This window comes from Bacillus sp. IS1, from assembly GCF_032461585.1.
Classification (GTDB): Bacteria; Bacillota; Bacilli; order Bacillales; family Bacillaceae; genus Bacillus; species Bacillus velezensis.
This window is the reverse complement of record NZ_JAWCWR010000002.1, coordinates 690,627-710,276: the sequence shown is the minus strand read 5'-3', so window position 1 is coordinate 710,276 and position 19,650 is coordinate 690,627. Positions and strand designations below refer to the sequence as shown.

At 46.6% G+C, this 19,650-nt stretch carries 16 protein-coding genes and 1 other annotated feature; of the genes, 4 read left to right on the top strand and 12 right to left on the bottom strand.

Annotated features, from left to right (window positions below; translation table 11 throughout):
• Window positions 1–3: 3 nt before the first annotated feature.
• From gpmI to araE, 6 genes are all read right to left on the bottom strand, one after another.
• On the bottom strand, window positions 4–1,539 hold the full coding sequence (gene gpmI, locus RUW00_RS11620) for a 2,3-bisphosphoglycerate-independent phosphoglycerate mutase (RefSeq protein WP_003151620.1): 1,536 nt from the start codon (window positions 1,537–1,539) through the stop codon (window positions 4–6).
• Window positions 1,532–2,293 (bottom strand): triose-phosphate isomerase, encoded by a 762-nt coding sequence (gene tpiA / locus RUW00_RS11615; RefSeq protein WP_003151618.1) that lies wholly within the window; start codon window positions 2,291–2,293, stop codon window positions 1,532–1,534. Before tpiA ends, gpmI begins: the two co-directional genes overlap by 8 nt.
• Window positions 2,294–2,318: 25 nt before the next feature.
• A complete protein-coding gene (locus tag RUW00_RS11610) occupies window positions 2,319–3,503 on the bottom strand; it encodes a phosphoglycerate kinase (RefSeq protein ID WP_025649298.1) in 1,185 nt (394 codons plus the stop codon).
• A gap of 321 nt (window positions 3,504–3,824) precedes the next feature.
• Window positions 3,825–4,832 (bottom strand): type I glyceraldehyde-3-phosphate dehydrogenase, encoded by a 1,008-nt coding sequence (gene gap, locus RUW00_RS11605; protein ID WP_003151611.1) that lies wholly within the window; start codon window positions 4,830–4,832, stop codon window positions 3,825–3,827.
• Window positions 4,833–4,865: 33 nt separating this feature from the next.
• Complete coding sequence (gene cggR / locus RUW00_RS11600) at window positions 4,866–5,900, bottom strand: gapA transcriptional regulator CggR (RefSeq protein ID WP_003151607.1); 1,035 nt, start codon at window positions 5,898–5,900, stop codon at window positions 4,866–4,868.
• A 264-nt stretch (window positions 5,901–6,164) separates the two neighbouring features.
• Window positions 6,165–7,559, bottom strand: a complete 1,395-nt coding sequence (gene araE, locus RUW00_RS11595) for an arabinose-proton symporter AraE (RefSeq protein ID WP_003151605.1) — start codon at window positions 7,557–7,559, stop codon at window positions 6,165–6,167.
• 256 nt (window positions 7,560–7,815) lie between these two features.
• On the opposite strand from araE, the gene araR reads away from it, so the two are divergent.
• Entirely contained in the window at window positions 7,816–8,904 is a 1,089-nt protein-coding gene (gene araR / locus RUW00_RS11590; RefSeq protein ID WP_022553808.1) for an arabinose utilization transcriptional regulator AraR, read from the top strand.
• A gap of 34 nt (window positions 8,905–8,938) precedes the next feature.
• Here araR and RUW00_RS11585 read toward each other — a convergent pair whose 3' ends face one another.
• Together RUW00_RS11585 and RUW00_RS11580 are read right to left on the bottom strand one after the other, a co-directional pair.
• Window positions 8,939–9,946, bottom strand: coding sequence for an LLM class flavin-dependent oxidoreductase (locus RUW00_RS11585; protein WP_129091113.1), 1,008 nt, complete (start codon window positions 9,944–9,946; stop codon window positions 8,939–8,941).
• 113 nt (window positions 9,947–10,059) lie between these two features.
• Entirely contained in the window at window positions 10,060–10,953 is an 894-nt protein-coding gene (locus RUW00_RS11580; protein WP_014418914.1) for a LysR family transcriptional regulator, read from the bottom strand.
• Between the two features lie 97 nt (window positions 10,954–11,050).
• Between RUW00_RS11580 and RUW00_RS11575 the strand changes: the two genes are divergently transcribed.
• Window positions 11,051–11,968 (top strand): DMT family transporter, encoded by a 918-nt coding sequence (locus tag RUW00_RS11575; RefSeq protein WP_003151595.1) that lies wholly within the window; start codon window positions 11,051–11,053, stop codon window positions 11,966–11,968.
• 34 nt (window positions 11,969–12,002) lie between these two features.
• Here RUW00_RS11575 and RUW00_RS11570 read toward each other — a convergent pair whose 3' ends face one another.
• From RUW00_RS11570 to RUW00_RS11555, 4 genes are all read right to left on the bottom strand, one after another.
• On the bottom strand, window positions 12,003–13,343 hold the full coding sequence (locus RUW00_RS11570; RefSeq protein WP_003151592.1) for an amino acid permease: 1,341 nt from the start codon (window positions 13,341–13,343) through the stop codon (window positions 12,003–12,005).
• 61 nt (window positions 13,344–13,404) lie between these two features.
• Window positions 13,405–13,644 (bottom strand) — a binding site (T-box leader).
• A gap of 343 nt (window positions 13,645–13,987) precedes the next feature.
• Complete coding sequence (locus RUW00_RS11565) at window positions 13,988–14,962, bottom strand: LacI family DNA-binding transcriptional regulator (protein WP_209387601.1); 975 nt, start codon at window positions 14,960–14,962, stop codon at window positions 13,988–13,990.
• A gap of 68 nt (window positions 14,963–15,030) precedes the next feature.
• Entirely contained in the window at window positions 15,031–15,699 is a 669-nt protein-coding gene (locus tag RUW00_RS11560; protein ID WP_280144637.1) for a YczE/YyaS/YitT family protein, read from the bottom strand.
• Entirely contained in the window at window positions 15,696–16,583 is an 888-nt protein-coding gene (locus RUW00_RS11555; RefSeq protein WP_209387603.1) for a Cof-type HAD-IIB family hydrolase, read from the bottom strand. Before RUW00_RS11555 ends, RUW00_RS11560 begins: the two co-directional genes overlap by 4 nt.
• A gap of 476 nt (window positions 16,584–17,059) precedes the next feature.
• Between RUW00_RS11555 and RUW00_RS11550 the strand changes: the two genes are divergently transcribed.
• Both RUW00_RS11550 and gntK read left to right on the top strand, forming a co-directional pair.
• The gene (locus RUW00_RS11550) at window positions 17,060–17,917 is read left to right on the top strand and encodes a MurR/RpiR family transcriptional regulator (RefSeq protein WP_017418881.1); all 858 of its coding nucleotides are present in this window, start codon (window positions 17,060–17,062) and stop codon (window positions 17,915–17,917) included.
• Between the two features lie 184 nt (window positions 17,918–18,101).
• Window positions 18,102–19,646 (top strand): gluconokinase, encoded by a 1,545-nt coding sequence (gene gntK, locus RUW00_RS11545; RefSeq protein WP_007407372.1) that lies wholly within the window; start codon window positions 18,102–18,104, stop codon window positions 19,644–19,646.
• The last annotated feature ends 4 nt before the right edge of the window (window positions 19,647–19,650 follow it).

Sequence of the window (19,650 nt, the reverse complement as noted above, 5' to 3'; positions counted from 1 at the left end):
CGCTTATTTTTGAATTAAAGATGTTCCGGTCATTTCTTTCGGTTTTTCAACACCGAGAAGGTCTAATAACGTAGGTGCGAGGTCGCCTAGGATTCCGCCTTCGCGCAGCGTCACGCCTTCTTTCGTCACAATGACAGGGACTGGGTTTGTCGTATGGGCAGTGTGCGGTTCGCCTGTTTCTGTAATCAGAATGTCCGCATTACCGTGATCAGCGGTAATGATGGCATGTCCGCCTTTAGCGATGATGGCGTCAACCACTTCGCCTAAGCATTCGTCCACTGCTTCAATTGCTTTAATCGTCGGTTCGACCATTCCGGAGTGGCCGACCATGTCAGGGTTTGCAAAGTTCAGGATGATCGCGTCGTGCTTGTCAGCCGCGATTTCTTTTACAAGAGCATCCTTCACTTCATACGCGCTCATTTCAGGCTTCAGGTCATATGTCGCGACCTTCGGCGAGTTAATGAGGATGCGCTCTTCGCCCGGGAATTCTTCTTCGCGGCCGCCGCTCATAAAGAACGTAACGTGCGGATACTTTTCAGTTTCTGCAATGCGAAGCTGTTTTAACCCGTGCTGTGCTAATACTTCACCGACCGTATTGTCAAGGTTTACCGGTTTAAAAGCCACATATCCGTCAACAGATTCACTGAAGTGAGTCAGGCAGACGAAATACAGGTTTTTCGGATGATTTTCACCGCGGTCGAAATCGCGGAAATCTTTGTTGGTAAACGTGTTTGAAATCTGGATGGCGCGGTCCGGTCTGAAATTATAGAAAATCACAGAATCGCCGTCATGAATTTTCGCAACGGGTTCACCGTTTTCTTTTGTGATGACGGACGGAATGACGAATTCATCATGAATGCCGTTCGCATAAGAATCGTCGACTACATCCATCGCGCTGCGGTAAGACGGGCCTTCGCCGTAAGCCATTGCGCGGTACGCTTTTTCCACACGGTCCCAGCGTTTGTCGCGGTCCATGGAGTAGTAGCGTCCGGAAATGCTGGCGATTTCGCCGACACCGATTTCTTCGATCTGCTCATTCAGCTGCTGAATGTAAGTTTTCGCTGTTTGCGGACCTACATCGCGGCCGTCGAGGAAACCGTGAATATACACCTTCGTCAGTCCTTCACTTTTCGCAAGCTTCAGCAGCGCGAATAAATGATTGATATGACTGTGTACGCCTCCGTCAGAAAGAAGGCCGAACAGGTGCAGCGCTTTGTCGTTGTCTTTCGCGTTTTTGATGGCGTCAAGGAACGTTTGATTGCGTTCGAATTCGCCTTCGCGGATGGCAACGTTCACGCGTGTTAAGCTTTGGTACACAATACGTCCTGCGCCGATATTCAAATGACCGACTTCAGAGTTCCCCATCTGTCCTTCAGGCAGTCCGACTGCTTCGCCTGATGCCGTCAGCGTCTGATGAGGGTATTGGTTCCAATAACGGTCGAAATTCGGTTTTTTCGCTTGTGCGACTGCGTTTCCGACTGTTTCATTGCGTAATCCGAACCCATCAAGAATGATGAGTGCAGCTGGTTTTTTACTCATATTGACCTTCCTCCAATAATTGAACGAATGACTGCGGTTCAAGGCTTGCGCCGCCGACCAAAGCACCGTCAATATCGGACTCTGCCATATATTCTTTAATATTTGCAGGTTTTACGCTGCCGCCGTATTGAATGCGGAGCTTGTCAGCAGTTTCCTGGCTGAAGCTTTCAGCAACGACTTTACGGATATGCGCGCAGACGTCGTTAGCATCTTTCGCTGTAGAAGATTTGCCTGTTCCGATTGCCCAGATTGGCTCATACGCAATAACGGAAGCGGCAACTTGCTCTTCAGAAAGACCCGCAAGACCTTTTTTCACTTGATCGGCAACAAGATCATTTGTTTTTCCGGCTTCGCGCTCTTCAAGCGTTTCACCTACGCAAATGATCGGCACAATGCCGTGTTTGAAAGCGGCATGCGCTTTTTTGTTAACTGTTTCATCAGTTTCAGCGAACATTTCACGGCGCTCAGAGTGGCCGATGACGCAGTAATCCACGCCAAGGTCTTTCAGAGCGACCGGGCTGATTTCACCTGTGAACGCACCGTTTTCTTCAAAATGCATGTTTTGGGCGCCGACTTTCAGGTCAGTTCCTTTAACAGCAGAAGTCAGCTTTTCTAAGAAAAGAGCTGGTGCGCAAACAACGGCTTCCGCTTTGTCTGCTGCTGGAATGGAAGATTTCACTTCTTCAACGAAGCTGACAGCTTCGCCGAGTGTTTTGTTCATTTTCCAGTTACCGGCTATAATTGGTTTTCTCATCTGTTCCACTTCCTTATAGCAGTTTTTATTTATCGTTCAGCGCAGCTACACCCGGAAGCTCTTTGCCTTCCATGAATTCAAGGGATGCGCCGCCGCCTGTTGAGATATGGCTCATTTTGTCAGCAAGGCCGAATTTTTCAACGGCTGCCGCAGAGTCTCCTCCGCCGATGACAGAGTATGTATCGTTTGCCTCTGCCAATGCTTCAGCCACTGCTTTTGTGCCTTGAGCGAACAAGTCGATTTCGAATACGCCCATCGGTCCGTTCCATACGACAAGTTTGCTGTTTTTGATAACTTCAGCATACGTTTCGCGAGTTTTCGTTCCGATGTCGATCGCTTCTAAATCACTTGGAATCTCAGAGATCGGCACGATTTGAACGTTTGCATCGTTAGAGAAATCATCAGCAACGAGCACGTCTTCCGGCATATAGAATGTAACGCCTTTTTCTTTCGCGCGGTCCATGAATGATTTTGCAAGTTCGATTTTATCTTCTTCAAGCAAAGATTTACCGACTTCATAGCCAAGCGCTTTTACGAATGTGTAAGCAAGACCTCCGCCGATGATCAGGTTGTCCACTTTATCAAGCAGACTTTCGATTACGCCGATTTTGTCTTTTACTTTCGCGCCGCCGATGATTGCCGTAAACGGGCGCTCAGGATTTGTCACGGCTTTGCCGAGAACGTCAAGCTCTTTTTCCATCAGGAATCCTGCAACCGCCGGCAGATGCTCGGCAATTCCGGCTGTAGATGCGTGAGCACGGTGGGCAGCACCGAATGCGTCATTGACATATACATCCGCAAGCTCAGCAAATGCTTTAGCAAGCTCAGGATCGTTTTTCTCTTCACCAGGGTAGAAACGTACGTTTTCCAATACAAGAACGTCTCCGTCCTTCATATCAGAAATTTGTGCTTTTACAGCATCGCCGTAAGCTTCATCCGCTTTTTTCACTTCTTTGCCGAGCAGTTCGCCTAAGCGTGCAGCGACAGGAGTTAAACGAAGCTCCTCAACCGTTTCGCCTTTCGGGCGGCCTAAGTGGCTCGCAAGAAGGACTTTCGCGCCTTGGTCTGCAAGGTGTTTGATTGTTGGAAGCGCAGCTCGGATACGAGTATCGTCTGTTACTTCCCCGTCTTTCATTGGAACGTTAAAGTCAACGCGGCAGAATACGACTTTGCCTTTTACGTCGATGTCTTTTACTGTTTTTTTATTCATGCCTTAGGAGATCCTCCTTCAAAATGGTTTGCATAGCACGAAAAACGTGAAACGTGAAACCGCCTCATGATGCTTCCGCCGCGGGGCAGATTGCAGCTTCCGGGCACGGGGCAGATCGTCTTCTGAGCCAGGGCAGGCGGCTCAGAAAACGAAAGTGCCGCGGAAACTTCAAAACGCGGACGTTCTGCAGCAATCCGGCGCTTTCTGAAAGCCGGTTCTCATGGAAAAAGGGAAAGGGAGTCCGTCCCCTTCCCTTGTCCGCTTTCATTATAGCGTTTCTGTCCGAAAGAACCAAGTCCGGCCCTTTCCGGGAGCTATGAATTAAAGACCTTGTTTTGCGATGTAAGCTGCAAGGTCAACAACGCGGTTAGAGTAGCCGCTTTCGTTATCGTACCAAGAGATTACTTTTACCATGCTGCCTTCCATAACCATTGTAGAAAGAGCATCGATTGTAGAAGAGTTAGCATTGCCGTTGTAATCTCCGGATACTAATGGCTCTTCGCTGTAGCCGAGAATTCCTTTAAGATCGCCTTCAGCCGCTTCTTTAAGAGCTGCGTTTACGTCTTCAGCCGTTACGTCTTTGTTAAGTTCAGCAACTAGGTCAACAAGAGAAACGTTTGGAGTCGGCACACGCATAGCTCCGCCGTTCAGTTTGCCTTTCAGTTCAGGAAGAACAAGGGAAACTGCTTTAGCAGCACCAGTTGATGTAGGAATGATGTTTTCAGCTGCTGCACGCGCACGACGGTAGTCTTTGTGCGGAAGATCAAGAATTTGCTGATCGTTTGTGTAAGAGTGAACAGTTGTCATCATACCGCGTTTGATGCCGAATTTGTCGTTAAGTACTTTTGCAAACGGCGCAAGGCAGTTTGTTGTGCAAGATGCGTTAGAGATAACATGGTGGTTAGCCGCATCGTATTTGTCTTCGTTAACACCCATAACGATTGTGATATCTTCTTCGTTAGCAGGTGCAGAGATGATAACTTTTTTCGCGCCTGCTTCTAAGTGTTTCGCAGCGTCTGCGCGTTTTGTGAAGAAACCAGTAGATTCAACTACGATTTCAACGCCTTGTTTGCCCCAGCTGAGTTTCGCAGGATCGCGCTCAGCAGAAACTTCGATTGTTTTGCCGTTAACAACAAGGTTGCTGCCGTCAACTTTAACTTCTGCATCTAATTTTCCGTGTACGGAATCATATTGTAAAAGATGAGCAAGCATGTTAGCGTCTGTTAAATCGTTAACCGCTACTACCTCAACTTCAGGATTGTTTAATGCTGCGCGGAATACGTTACGTCCAATACGACCAAAACCGTTAATACCGACTTTTACTGCCATGATTATTTCCTCCTTTAAATAAGTGAGAGATATTTATATTGAGGGACTGTTATCCCTTAATAACTTCTTTGCGGCTCCTTCGTCCGTGACGAGAACCGTGTTTCGCTGCTTTTTAAAATAAGCTTCGATTGCTTCTGCTTTTGATGATCCGCCCGCTACCGCGATAATGTCGGGAATGGCATCGAGGTCATCAAGCTGCATTCCGACTGAATGCACCTTGTGAACGACTTCTCCGTCCGCATTAAAGTAGTAGCCGAATGCCTCTGTCACCGCATGATTGTCATCTATTTTCTTCAAATCTTCCAAAGGCGTGTTTCTTCGCTCCGCCATTGTTCTAGCTTCGCCGATTCCGTGAACGAGCATACTCGCTGATTTAATCGTGTGAAGCACCTCTTTTACGGAAGGCTCTTCAATAATAGATGAGTAGGCGCCTTGTGACAGCTGCCCGGGAACGAACAAAAGCCGGTAAGTGCCTGAAGCCTTTTCCGCCATATGCGCGCATATGGTGTTCGCCTGGTTTTTCACATCTTCGCCTAAACCGCCTCTTGCGGGCACAAACAGGAGCTCGCGGTTTTTTGAATCCGGCGTCATCATATCGGCGACGGCTTCAATTGTCGTACCGCCGGTTACAGCGACGATATTTTTGCCTGAAAATCTCTTTTTCATACATGCAACGGCCGCTCTCCCTAATTCTTTTTTGACCCAAGGAGATTGGTCGCTGTCTCCGGAAACGATAATGGCGTCTTTCAGATTAAGCCGCTCTTTTAATGTCTTTTCCAAAAGCGTCAATCCTAAAACATCCTTCATCGTATCTTCCAGAATCGAAAGCAGTGAGTAGCCCTCTTCCGTCATTGTCATGCCGTTTGTTTTAATATCGATGAGATTCTGTTCTTTCAAAAACTGAACCTCGCTTCTGAGAACGCGCTCGGTCAATCCGAGACTGGCTGCAAGACTTCTGCGGCCGATCGGTTCGGTAAGCCTGATATACTGCAAGATTTCAAATCTTTTCTGCATCACAAGCAAAAGATCAGGCAATAATTTTTTTTGAGCTTGTATTAACTGGTTCATGACTCAAACGTTCCTTCCTATTCATACTGGACAGAAAATGTCCCGCTATGACAAAAAACGTCCCATCATAGCCAAAAAAAATTATGTCTGCTTTCTTTAATTATTTTAACAGGATGACATTGTTAATTCAACTGTTAAAGGTCAATTCGTCGACATTCTTCGCAGGATTTCCCAGTATCTCCTTGATACAGTCATTATATACAGAAACGGAATGAAGGTGACAGACAAAAGCCCGCCGGAGCGGACTTTTGTCGTAAAACGCTTTCATTTTATCCAGAGTTTTTCTATTTCTTCTAATGATTTATTTTTCGTCTCAGGGCAGATCGTCACGACAAACAAGAAACAGAGAATATTAATGACGGCGAATATCCAGAAGGTGTACGCGAGCCCCAACCCGCTGATCATCATCGGCACGAACTGGCCGATCGCCCAGTTGGCCCCCCATAAGAATATCGTCGCAATACCGGCGGCGCGTGCGCGGAGGTGGTTCGGAAAGATTTCCGAAATCATGATCCACGTAATCGGCCCGACTGATACGCAGAAAGCGGCGACGAATCCCAATATGATGACGACTAAAGCCGGACCGCTCGCCAGCTGAAAATAAAAGGATGCCCCGATTAAGATCATGAACAGCGCCATAAAGGCTGATCCGACCCCCATCAGCTTTTTCCGGCCTACCTTATCGACTAAAAGAACCGCGATAATGGTGAAAATCACTTCAACGACACCGACGATGCATGTCGTGATAAACCCCGCATTCTGTCCGAAGCCCATCATTTTGAAAATTTCCGGCCCGTAATACGTAATTGCGTTCATGCCGATGACCTGATTGAATAAAGCCAGCAGAATCCCGATCACAAGCGCTTTTCTCAGCCCCGGTTTAAACAGCTGAGACAATGACCCCATTTTTTCTAATTGTAAAGACGTTTCGATTTGTTTGATTTCTTCTTTCGCGGTCTGCTCGCCGTTAATGCGCGTCAGCACGGCGAGGGCTTCATTCCGGCGCCCCGCTTTCGCAAGCCAGCGCGGGCTTTCAGGCACGATAAGCAGCACGATAAAAAAGATGACGGACGGAATCATGCCGTAAGCGAGCATCCAGCGCCAGCCGGTGTGCACTCCCCATTCATACGAGCCGGACTGCTGAACGGCGAGGTTAATAAAATAAGTGCCGGAGATCCCTAATATCGTAAACAGCTGATACAGTGAAGACAGACTGCCGCGTATGGCCGGCGGAGCGGCTTCGGTAATATACGTGACAGAAAGCGAGGAGCCCATGCCGATTCCCAGACCGCCGATGACTCTGGCGATCACTAAGGAAGACACACTTTGCGAAAGCGCAGAGACAACCGCTGACACCGCAAACAACAGCGCCGCTGCCATCAAAATCTTTCTCCGTCCGAAACGGTCGCTCAAAAATCCGGAAATCCCGACTCCGAAAACACCGCCGATCATTATGCTTGAAATCACGAGCCCTTCCATAAAAGGACTTAAGCGGTACAAATCTTTCAGGAAACCGATGGCGCCGGAAATCACCGCCGTGTCATAACCGTACAAAAGCCCTCCCAGTCCGGCCGCGCATGAGATGAGAATGACAAACCACTTGGAATGCTGCCGAGTGACAGGTACATTTGAGCCAATTGGTGCCGGGTGATTCTTCATGAATTTTACCCTCCCGCGAATAATAGAATAAAAACGCTTACAAATCTGAGTGCGGCGCTTGATGTTGCTTTGTTTTCTTCAGAACCGCCACATTTGTACGTACTTATAAAGAATTTTATCTAAAAATAAGGAAAATTAGTACGTACAAATAAAGAATAAGCAGTTTTTCATAATCTGTCAATTATTTTTACAGCTTGATGAAAGGGCTTACTATGTTATACTGGAATTTGTCCGTATACATTTTGGAGGAATTGATATGCTACCGAAATATGCTCAAGTAAAAGAAGAAATTTGTTCATGGCTGAATCAAGGAAAAATACAGCCGGACGAAAAGCTGCCTACGGAAAATGAGCTGATGCAGCAGTTCGGCGTCAGCCGCCATACCATCAGAAAGGCGATCGGAGATTTGGTCTCGCAGGGGCTGCTGTACAGCGTTCAGGGCGGAGGCACCTTTGTCGCTTCACGCACGGCGAAATCAGCCATGCATTCAAACAAAACGATCGGCGTCATTACAACGTACATATCAGACTATATTTTTCCGAGCATCATCAGGGGAATTGAATCTTATTTAAGCGAACAGGGCTATTCCATGCTGCTGACGAGCACCAACAACAATACAGAAAGTGAACGGCGCGGCCTTGAAAACCTGCTGTCCAAAAATATAGACGGGCTGATTGTCGAGCCTACAAAAAGCGCGCTGCAGACGCCCAACATCGGCTACTATCTCAATCTGGAGAAAAACGGCATTCCGTTTGCCATGATTAACGCCTCTTATGCGGAGCTGGCCGCACCAAGCTTTTCCGTCAATGATGTCAAAGGCGGCATGATGGCTTGCGAATACGTCATGTCCCTCGGCCACACGCACATTATGGGAATCTTTAAAGCGGATGACACGCAGGGCGTCAAACGGATGAACGGCTATCTTCAGGCGCATCGGGAGCGCGGGATTTTTCCGTCTCCGGACATGATCGTGACTTACACGACTGAGGAAAAAGAAACCGTGCTTCTCCAAAAAATTAAGCATACCCTTGAGCAAAACAGCGGGTCACATCCGACGGCCATTCTTTGCTACAATGACGAAATTGCGCTGAAGACGATTAATCTTCTCAGGGAATTCGGGTTAAAGGTGCCTGATGACGTATCGGTCATGGGCTATGATGATTCACATTTCGCCCAGATTTCCGAGGTGAAGCTCACCTCTGTCAAGCATCCGAAATCCATTATGGGGAAAGCGGCGGCAAAATACGTCATCGACTGCTTAGAACATAAAAAACCGAAGAAGGATGACGTCGTGTATGAACCGGAACTCATCATCCGGAATTCAGTCAGGCGGATCGGCGAATAAAAAAGCAATGTGCGCGGCACATTGCTTTTTTTGCTCAGCTGTTTTTTAATTCGGCGATGATTTCAAATGATCTCATTCTGTCGGCATGCTCAAAGCTTTCTGAATTCACCATGATTTCATCCGCCTGTGTTGTCCGGATGAAGCTTTCCAGCTTCTCCTTCACACGCTCCGGTCCGCCGACGATCGTTGAACTGAGCTGTTCATTGACCATCGCTTTTTCATACGGCGACCAGATTTGATCCATGTCTTCTACAGGAGGCTTCAGCTGGTTCGGCGTGCCGCGGACGAGGTCTAAAAATCTTTGATAATGCGATGTTGCCAGATGCTCCGCCTTTTCATCCGTATCGGCGGCAATGACGGTGACGCCGACCATCGCGTACGGTTTATCCAGTACATCTGACGGACGGAAGGAGCTGCGGTACAGCTCAAGGGCGGGCACGGTGTTTTTCGGTGAAAAGTGAGCCGCAAAGGCGAACGGAAGCCCGAGCTCTCCCGCAAGACGCGCGCTGAAGCCGCTTGAGCCCAGAAGCCAGATCGGCACGTCCAGCCCTTCGCCCGGAATGGCGCGGACTTGATTGCGCACATTGCCTGTCGGTTTGAAGTAATTTCTCAATTCTTCAAGCTGCTCCGGAAAATCTTCCCCGCTGTTTATGTTTCTTCGTAAGGCTCTCGCCGTTAATTGGTCGGTTCCCGGCGCGCGTCCGAGTCCGAGGTCAATCCGCCCCGGATATAACGTTTCAAGGGTTCCGAATTGCTCCGCGATCACAAGTGAAGAATGATTCGGCAGCATAATACCCCCAGAACCGACGCGGATTTTTTTCGTGCCGCCGGCGATGTGGCCGATCAGCACCGCTGTTGCCGAGCTGGCAACTCCTTCTATATTATGATGCTCCGCAAGCCAATAGCGGTTATAGCCCCACTCCTCGGCGCGGCGCGCTAAATCCATGCTGTTGCGGAACGATTCAGCAACCGTTCCTCCCTGTACGACCGGCGATAAATTCAATACGGAAAACGCAGTATCTTTCAATGTATGTTCAGCCATCGTTTTCTCCTTTGCGGTTTAGTGTAAGCAGATCTTAAACAAGGTCTCTACCACACACCTTACCACAGCTTTTCCCGTGAGTTAAACAATTTGATTCGATGATCTTCGAACAATCAGTCAGCGGCGGTTTTCTTACGGATGAACAGCTCCTCGGCGACATCAATAAAAAGCTTGGCGGCAAGTGATGCGTCTTTCATGGAAGGAACCGCCAGCTGCACCTCCCTGAATACATCCGGCGTAAACTCTTTAATCACCACTTCTTCCGGGAGGGGATTGCCGGCCATGGACATATCGGATAAGATTGCCATGCCCAACCCCTCCCGCACCATATTGATGGACGTACTGACATTAAACACGGTAAAGGCGGCGCAAAGTTCGGCACCGGCTTGTTTAAACAGGCCTGCAAAAGGTGACGTGTAACCGCCTTCGCAAACCACCATCGGTTCACCGTCCAGATCTTTTATCGTTACGGTTGAGCGTGCGGCGAGAGGATGATCTTTATGCATAACCGCTGCCATTTTGTCTTTTTTCAGCAGAAAGGAATCCATATCCTCTGTCGGGAACAGCAGAATGCCCGCGTCAATCATCCGGGATTGCAGCCATTCTTTTACTTCGTCCGCCGTTCCTTCATGAAGCACCAGTTCAAGCTTCGGATACCGTTTTTTAAACACGCTGATCAGCTTTGGAATGAAATAAGCGGAAGCGGCCGGAAATGTGCCGATGTGAATCGTTCCCTGTTCAAGACCTCTTTCCGCGGCCGCCAGCTGCTCGGCTTTTTCTATGCCTTTGAGCACCTCTCTGATATGGACGAGAATTTTTCCGCCCGTGTCCGTGAGCCTTACGCCGTTGCGGCGCTCGCGGATGATCAGCTTGATGCCGAGCTCTGACTCAAGCGCAGAGATGGCATGGCTGACGGCGGGCTGCGTCATATTCAGCGCCTGCCCCGCTTTTGTAAAGCTTCCCGTTTCAGCGATTTGAACAAAAACCCGCAGTTGTGTAATCGTCATAACGTTTTACTTATGCTCCTTATAAAAAAGATTCATTTTATTTATCTTACTGATTACCGTATCATATGATGGAATTGTTCTACAAGGAGTGAACGACGTGAAACAGCTTTCGAAAATACAGACGGCTCTTATGCTGGCGTTTCTAGTCACGGTATGGGGAATTAACTGGCCGCTGACAAAGGCCGCGCTTGCCTATTCGCCGCCTCTTCTGTTTGCCGGAATCCGCACGCTGATCGGCGGACTTCTATTATTAATGGTGGCGCTGCCCCGTTTTAAAAAGCTGCGTTTTAAAGAAACGTGGCCGATCTATCTTATTTCTGCCATTTTAAATATTACTTTATTTTACGGCCTGCAAACGGTCGGCTTGAATTACCTGCCTGCCGGCCTATTTTCAGCCATCGTGTTTTTCCAGCCGGTGTTAATGGGCGTTTTTTCTTGGCTGTGGCTCGGGGAATCGATGTATCCTTTAAAAATAGCCGGTCTTATTCTGGGCTTTGCCGGTGTCGCCGTCATCAGCGCAGCCGGTTTCGGAGGCCATATTTCCATCGCCGGCATTCTTTTGGCCTTAGGCTCTGCGGTCAGCTGGGCGCTCGGCACGGTATATGTGAAAAGAACGGGCGGACGCGCGGATTCTATCTGGATGGTCGCTCTTCAGCTTCTGATCGGCGGCGTGCTGCTTGTCAGCTCCGGCCATTTTTCAGAAAGCTTTTCAGCGATTCAATGGAAAGCTCCGTTCATTCTGAGCCTTCTGTTCATTTCAGTTTTTGTTATCGCGCTCGGCTGGCTCGCCTTTTTTACGCTTGTCGGTTCAGGGGAAGCAAGCAAGGTTGCCTCTTACACCTTCCTGATCCCGCTCATATCCATTGTCGTCAGCTCGATATTCCTGCATGAGCCGCTTACCGTCAGCCTTTTAGCCGGACTGCTTCTGATCGTCACAAGCATTTGTTTTGTGAATATAACACCGAAAAAACTGAAAACACCTGCTCTGGCCGCAGAAAAAAAGGCCGTTCATTAAAAAAACTCTTGCCGCGGGGCAAGAGTTTTTTTATTTATTGACGTCTCCCTTTCACAAGATACGCAGCCGTAATGAGGAGATAGATGGCCGCAGTGATGCATGTGATGACGATGGATGTCGTCGCAATTACGCCGATCAGGATGGCCAAAAGCGCAAGCACCGCGAACCATGTCGTGTATGGGAACCATTTGACGTAATAAGCCGGCTGTTCTGTTGAATGTTTTCTTGATTTCAAATGGGCGAAGCCGATAATCAGCCAGATGAACAGCACCGTATAGCCGAGTGAACCCATCAAATAATTAAACGTCCGGCTTCCTGCGAATAAAGAAATCAGGACGCCTACATATAAAAATGACGTACAAGTCAGAATCGCATAGACGGGAACCTTTTTCTTCGATAGTTTTGAAAAAATTTTCGGCACCCGGCCGTCAGAAGCCTGCGTAAACAAGACGCGGGATGATCCGTACAGTCCCGAGTTCATAGACGAGATAATCGCAAGAAGAATGACGGCATTCATAATATGGTCGGCACCCGGAATTCCGATCATCTTAAATACTATGACAAACGGGCTTTCGGGAACGCTGTTGACTTGATTCCAAGGAATCAGGCTGACGATGATGAAAAACGGCAGCAAGTAAAAAGCGACAATCCGCGTTAACGTGCTTCGGACAGCTTTCGGGATCACCTTTTCGGGGTTTTTTGTCTCCGCCAGCGTGACGCCGATGATTTCCGTTCCGCCGTATGAGTAGATCACGACGAGCATCGCCGTGATGACGCCCCCCGCTCCATGCGGGAAAAATCCTCCGTGATCCGTTAAATGAGACAGCCCCGGCGCCGTGTGATTGCCGAATGAGAAAAATAAAAGCAGAATACCGCATAAAATAAAGATGACAATCACTGTAATTTTAATAAGCGCGAGCCAGTACTCCGTCTCGGCAAACAGTTTCACAGAAAGCATGTTTACGACCGTCACCACGATGGAAATGATCAAAGCCAATATCCATATCGGACATTCCGGCAGCCAATATTGAATGAAAATGGCGGCTACGACCGCCTCCGCGGCAATATTGAGCACCCACATTTTCCAATAGATCCAGTCTAAAAAGTATGCAGCGTACGATCCGAGCGACTGCTGAACCAAATCACGGAACGTCCTTGCATGTTTGTTTCTGACTGCCATTTCGGCCAGCCCTTGCATAATAAACAGCAGAATGATTCCGCCGAGGAGGTAGGCCAACAGCACGGACGGCCCCGCCTCATCAATCGCCGTGCTGCTGCCTTTAAAGAGCCCGGCCCCGATCGCGCCTCCAAGCGCCATCATCATAATGTGTCTGGACGACATCGTCCGTTTTAACGTTTGCTTGTCCTTTTCCATCTATCACACGCCCTCTCGCAAAAAGTGTTCATCACATAAAAAAGCACGCCGCCTCTTTAGGAAAAGAGACGGCGTGCCTCAGGCAGCCGCGGTACCACTCTTGTTGATCCCGAATATCCGGAATCCAGCTTAAAAACCTTTTAACGAAGGTCAGCCGTTAGGACATAGGGAATATTCCGACAATTCCGTTCCGCCCTGCCACTTCCGGGCGAGTTCAAAGAACAATCAGTCCGCGTTGCACCAACCCGCGGCTCTCTTTTTCTGACTGGATTCTTTTACTGCTCCCGTTCACAGTGTTTTATGTTAAATGAATCTCTTGAGTTTTTATTTTCTGAATATAGTATCATAATATACAGTCTTCTATTTTCAAAGTCAATACTAATTTTTGCCGATGGTTTTCTTATCACCTATATAAGACATTTTGACTGACATAGTTATATTCATATGCGGGTTGAGCCGGCCCCTAATATGGCGTAATCAGCACTTTATATATATATTGTTCAAACAGAAATTCCGAAAAGTTTCTACGATTCCATGAAGCCCTTCAGTTTTATAGATGAAACGAAAAAAAGAGCTCATTTCAAAGCGCCTGCCCCAGAGCTGATTCTATGCTAAGCAAAAAAGACCACCGTAAAGTGGTCTTTTTAAGTTGACTTTCTTTTAATAAATTTTAGATCCAACTTATTTATGTTGGGGACATCTTTGTTATTCATTAAGTTATATAATAAATTTGCTGCTGTTTGTCCCAACTCTTTAATAGGTTGATGTATCGTTGAAAGTTCTATTACCTTAGATATCGGCTGATTATCAAATCCTATAACCGCCAGTTCTTCAGGTATTCGTATTCCCTGTCTTTTCGCTTCATAAATGATCCCCGCCGCAACATAATCACTTCCTACAACCATTGCCGTAGGACGAGGTGACTTATTTAGTAATAATTTTGCTATTTCTATACCATTCTCAATAGTGTACTGTTCCTCAAAGTACCAATTATCACTCCATTTCAATCCGTATTCATTTTGAAAGTGAAAAAATGATTTTTTTCTGCTTATGCCAACACCGCTCTTAGGATTTCCTATACATAGACCAATGGATTGATGTCCTTGATTTCGCAGATGATCAATTGCCATTTTGATTCCTGACTCATGATTAATAAATATATGTGCAACCTGTTTGCTTGCAGAAGCTTCACAGGAAACAATATTACCAAACCCAGATATCTCGTCGAGTACGTGATGGGGGCTTACACAGGATCCCAAAATAAGACCGTCAATAAGTTTGTATTTCAATCTGTTAAAAAACTCCATTTCTTGTTCAGGATCATTATTTGATTGGTGCACAAGTAAACTATAATTATGTTTATTACACTCTTCGCCTATTCCGGCAATCAGTTTACTGAAAAACGGATGGTTGATTTTAGGAACAATGACTCCGAATACATTCGTCTTCCCCCTGGATAGGTTAATCGCGTTGAAATTTGGTACATAATTTAATTCCTTCATAGCTTTTAACACAGCGTCCCGCTTCTCAGGTTTTACATAAGGATGATTATTGAGAACTCTAGAGACTGTTGTCCGAGAAACGTTCGCTTTCTTTGCTATCTCTGTAATGTTTGTCATTACTGTTACTCCTTTTTAGACAGCGTTATCAGGATTTCACACTGAATAACACAAGGGAAAATAAGCATTTAATTAATTGTTTTATCATGGCCTATATGATTATGTGCGCCTTCCTGTCCCACACTATAGAGAGAACGGGGCTGCCCCATCTTGTGTAATAGTTTGTCAAATAAACCTACTAATATCCCCAGACATAGCAACACAATGATGGTTCCTATCCCAATCGGCCCCTGAAGAATGATTGCAAGCACAAAAGCTAAAGCTTCCCCTATCGTCTTTGTAATATTAATACCCCAACCTGTACGTTCAGTAATAGCCAACATTAATTCATCATTCGGTATCGAAGGAAAAGATGCTCTTAAATAAATAGCGATTCCCATAGCCAATATACTCAACCCTATCAAAAATAAACTCCATTGAAGAATTACAGCATCTGTTTTTAAGAACGAAAGAACCTTTAAGTTTAAAAGGTCAACAAAACTTCCAATAATAAAAATCGGAATAAAACCGGCTAGATTAGGAAACCGCATTTTTATGAGGCTGTTTATAAAGATAAGGATTCCTCCGACAATGAAAACCCATGACCCGATTGTAAGGCCAATGAGTTCTGATAAAGCCACGTTCAGAGCATCCCAGGGGGCAATCCCGGTATTAGATTTAATCATACATACAACCCCTACGGATAAAATAAACAATCCGGCAATATAGATTAAACATCTTTTCACAAAATGGCTCATGGCTGTATACTCCGCGGTTTAGGGTCTTCTTCTTTCGTCAGAATGTAATGATCAAAAGCATAAGATACACCACACTCATCATTCGATAACGTTTTAAAAGCAGCCAATTGAATAAGCTTCTTATCTGCATTTCCCATGGCTATCCCTATTCCTGCTACATGAAACATAGGCAGATCATTTAAATTATCACCTATTGCGATTGCATTCCGCGCATCCGTTCCATAATGTTCACAAAGTTTATTTAATGACGCTCCTTTATCTACTCCTGCACTTGTGATTTCAAGATTGAATGCTCCTGAACTCGTTACGGCACACTCCTTTAGTTGTCCAAAATATTCTTTAGCTTTTTTTAATTTTCTTTGGTTTGGCGAAACGATCATACATTTTATGACATAACGATAATCGATAGGGTCAATTGTACCCGGTATTTCCTCTAACCCGTATTGATGTATCTGAGCTTTAATAGAATTCCAAAATACTTCTTGATTAAAATGAGGTTCTTCCGCTACTGTATTGTAAAGTTCTTTTTCAAGCTGCTGAATTCCTTGATTTGATACGGCAATTTTGTCAGATAAGTAAAGCTGATAATAGATTTCCTCTTTATTTAACCATGTTATGATAGGTTGGATTACATCTGAATCCATAAAATGTTCGAATATTACCTGATTTTCCACATCAATTTGAGCGCCGTTTGAAGCAATAATCGAAAAATCCAAATCATATTTATTGATGATGTGTTTTGCATCAAATAAAGCTCTCCCTGTAGCGATTGTTATAATATGACCTTGTTTTTGTCCAAGCTTTAAAGCTCTTACATCTTGTTCTTGGATAGTTAAGTTCTCTGATAACAGCGTGCCATCTAAGTCAATTGCAATTACTTTCATGTGAATTTCCTCCTCAGAGTTTAAAAATCATTGAAAGTATAATGTATGGTACGCGTTTCAGAGCAATTAGATTATTATATTAATTTGAAGTTTTTCTGAGAAGCTGATTAGAATTGTGTTTCTAAGGTATTCTCCGACTTAATGATCCTTCTCTTTCGATCAATCCAGTTAATAATAATGGCGGAACACTTATTTGAAGTAGAACTTCAAGCGCTGGCAACTCACTAGAAACTGGACTGTAGCAGGACAGCAGCTTACCATCATGAGTTTGGCTTATGGCCGGCGACTTGAGCACCGGCACTTTTTTAGAGAACGATCACTTTTTGTAAAAAATTAAGTTTCATTGAGGCGGTGTCCCCGATATACTATTCTCTTTTCTTTAATATGCGGTAAAGAAAGCAAAACCTGATTCCCTTATGACAGAACTTGCTTTATCATAAAAGTATGCGTTTACATTCGAGTAGGGAGGTTATAGCATGACCCCTGTGAATTCAAGCAGCATCGGGAAGATTCAGGCGGCCAGCAAAGGTTTGTCGCCAAAATTGAGAGCGATTGCAGACCATATCGTGAAGGAACCGAAAGACGTGGTTCACCTTTCCATCATTCAGCTGGCGGAAAAAACGAAAAGCTCTGAAGCGACGATTTTCAGGCTGTGCAAACGGCTCGGTTTTTCCGGCTATCAGGATTTAAAAATCGCGCTTGCTCAGGAGATCGTTCAGGAGCCGGTGCAGCACATTCATGAAGAAATGAGCCCCGACGACGATATCGAAGTCATCATCCAGAAAGTTTTCCGCACAAACATTTCCGGTCTGACCGATACCTTTCATTTATTAGATCCGGCCGACGTTGAAAAAGCGGTAGAAATGATCCACCGCGCAGACAGAATCGAATTTTACGGAAACGGCGGTTCCGGGCTGATCGCCACTGACGCGTATCACAAATTTATGCGTACGGGTATAAATTGCATCGCACACACGGATTCTCACTTTCAGGCGATGTCAGCGGGTCTTCTCGGTCCCGAAAGCGCAGTCATCGGCATTTCTCATTCGGGGAGCAATAAGGACGTGCTTGACGCGGTGAAAATGGCCAAATCGCTCGGCGCTGGCACGATCGGCATTACAAGCTACCAAAAGTCGCCGCTCACCCAGATTTCCGACGTGGTGCTGTATACGTCAACAAGGGAGACGGCTTTCAGAACGGAAGCAATGTCCGCAAGGCTTGCCCAGCTGTCGGTCATTGATACACTGTATTTCGCCACGGCCCGGCTGCGGCAGGAGAAAACGCTCGCCAACTTGCAGCAAATCAGAAAAATGATCGCGCACAAACGTTTGTAATCGCTTTCTGAATATTTATTTTTCAAAAGAGAGAATACCGATACAGCGGGAATTGAGGCAATTTTATGAAAAAAATTTTCTTCTTCATCGTTGATTTATAAAAAAATTATTCCTATAATTGACTTTGTAAGGGCATACATTATCAATCTATCTTATTATTCAATCAGATTAGGCGGGATATATTATGAAGGAAACCCAAGCTGTTATCGGTCTGGATATCGGCACGACCAGTACGAAAGCCGTTCTGTTCGGACCAAGAGGCAAAGTGTTAGCCAAGCATTCGGTTCACTATGATTTAATACAGCCAAAGCCGGCATGGGCCGAGCAGGATCCTGAGCACATTTTGGAAGCGGTTATCGGAAGCATCAGGGGCGCCGTCACAAAGGCCGGACTGAGTCCTGACAATCTGCTTGCAATCGGCATCAGCACCGCCATGCACTCATTGATAGCTGTCGATCAAAACGGCGGCCTGCTGACCAAAAGCATCATTTGGGCGGACAACCGCAGCGCCGAGCAATCAAAACGGATTTTAAAAGAGATGAACGGTTTTGATATTTATAAAAGAACGGGTACGCCGATTCACCCGATGTCTCCGCTTTCCAAAATTGTCTGGATGAAAGAACAGGACAAGGAGACATTCGCGAAAACCGCCAAATTCATCAGTATTAAAGAATATATTCTGCACGAGTTTTTCGGAACTTATGTCGTCGATTATTCGATCGCTTCGGCAACGGGGCTGTTCCGTTTAGATACGCTTTCCTGGGATGAAGAAGCGCTCCGGATTGCCGGAATCCGGGAAGATCAGCTGTCGGACATCGTGCCGACCACTCATCAGCTGCGCGGCCTTGCGCCGGAAATCGCTGCACGGATGGGCATTCATGCGGATACACCGTTTATTATCGGCGCAAATGACGGCGTGCTCGCCAACCTGGGAGTAGGCGCGATCGGCAAAGGCGAAGTGGCCGTTACGATCGGAACGAGCGGAGCCGTGCGTTCGGTGACGGATGCGCCGATTACGGATGAAAAAGCGCGGACATTCTGTTACGCGCTGACTGACAAGCATTGGGTCATCGGAGGCCCGACGAATAACGGAGGCATTATGCTGCGCTGGCTTCGAGACGAATTCGCTTCTCCGGAAGTCGAAACGGCGAAGCGGCTCGGCATTGATCCGTACGATTTAATGATTGATATCGCTGATAAAGTGCCCGCAGGCTCTGAGGGATTGCTGTTTCTGCCGTTTTTATCAGGGGAGCGCGCGCCGTTTTGGAATCCGAATGCCCGCGGAACGTTTTTCGGCATCAGCCTCCGCCATAAACGGGAGCATTTTATCAGAGCGGTGCTGGAAGGCGTCATCATGAGCGTCTTTTCAATCGGTGTCGCACTGAGAGATTTGGCGGGCCCCGCAAAAGACGTGCGGGCTTCAGGAGGATTTGCGAGATCACCGCTTTGGAGGCAGATTTTGTCCGATACGATGGGACGGGAAGTCCTCGTTCCGGAAAGTTACGAAGCCTCGGCGCTCGGAGCGGCCGTTCTCGCTTTGCACAGCCTTGGCGAAATGGAACGGATCGAGGATGTTCAGGACTGGATCAGAATTTCTCACCGTCATGAACCGAACGTCAAAAACAGCGAAACATATATTGAGCTGTTTTACTTATACGAGCGGCTGTATGACAAGCTCAAAGATGAATTTGACGTCATCAGTGAATTTCAGCTCAAACAAAGCCGTTAATTCT

Coding starts and splice junctions, on each gene's coding strand:
- RUW00_RS11570 (WP_003151592.1), bottom strand. CDS start 13,343: ATGGAAAAGGACAAGCAAACGTTAAAACGGACGATGTCGTCCAGACAC.
- gpmI (WP_003151620.1), bottom strand. CDS start 1,539: ATGAGTAAAAAACCAGCTGCACTCATCATTCTTGATGGGTTCGGATTA.
- RUW00_RS11580 (WP_014418914.1), bottom strand. CDS start 10,953: ATGACGATTACACAACTGCGGGTTTTTGTTCAAATCGCTGAAACGGGA.
- RUW00_RS11550 (WP_017418881.1), top strand. CDS start 17,060: ATGACCCCTGTGAATTCAAGCAGCATCGGGAAGATTCAGGCGGCCAGC.
- araE (WP_003151605.1), bottom strand. CDS start 7,559: ATGAAGAATCACCCGGCACCAATTGGCTCAAATGTACCTGTCACTCGG.
- RUW00_RS11560 (WP_280144637.1), bottom strand. CDS start 15,699: ATGAGCCATTTTGTGAAAAGATGTTTAATCTATATTGCCGGATTGTTT.
- araR (WP_022553808.1), top strand. CDS start 7,816: ATGCTACCGAAATATGCTCAAGTAAAAGAAGAAATTTGTTCATGGCTG.
- RUW00_RS11610 (WP_025649298.1), bottom strand. CDS start 3,503: ATGAATAAAAAAACAGTAAAAGACATCGACGTAAAAGGCAAAGTCGTA.
- cggR (WP_003151607.1), bottom strand. CDS start 5,900: ATGAACCAGTTAATACAAGCTCAAAAAAAATTATTGCCTGATCTTTTG.
- RUW00_RS11555 (WP_209387603.1), bottom strand. CDS start 16,583: ATGAAAGTAATTGCAATTGACTTAGATGGCACGCTGTTATCAGAGAAC.
- tpiA (WP_003151618.1), bottom strand. CDS start 2,293: ATGAGAAAACCAATTATAGCCGGTAACTGGAAAATGAACAAAACACTC.
- gap (WP_003151611.1), bottom strand. CDS start 4,832: ATGGCAGTAAAAGTCGGTATTAACGGTTTTGGTCGTATTGGACGTAAC.
- gntK (WP_007407372.1), top strand. CDS start 18,102: ATGAAGGAAACCCAAGCTGTTATCGGTCTGGATATCGGCACGACCAGT.
- RUW00_RS11565 (WP_209387601.1), bottom strand. CDS start 14,962: ATGACAAACATTACAGAGATAGCAAAGAAAGCGAACGTTTCTCGGACA.
- RUW00_RS11585 (WP_129091113.1), bottom strand. CDS start 9,946: ATGGCTGAACATACATTGAAAGATACTGCGTTTTCCGTATTGAATTTA.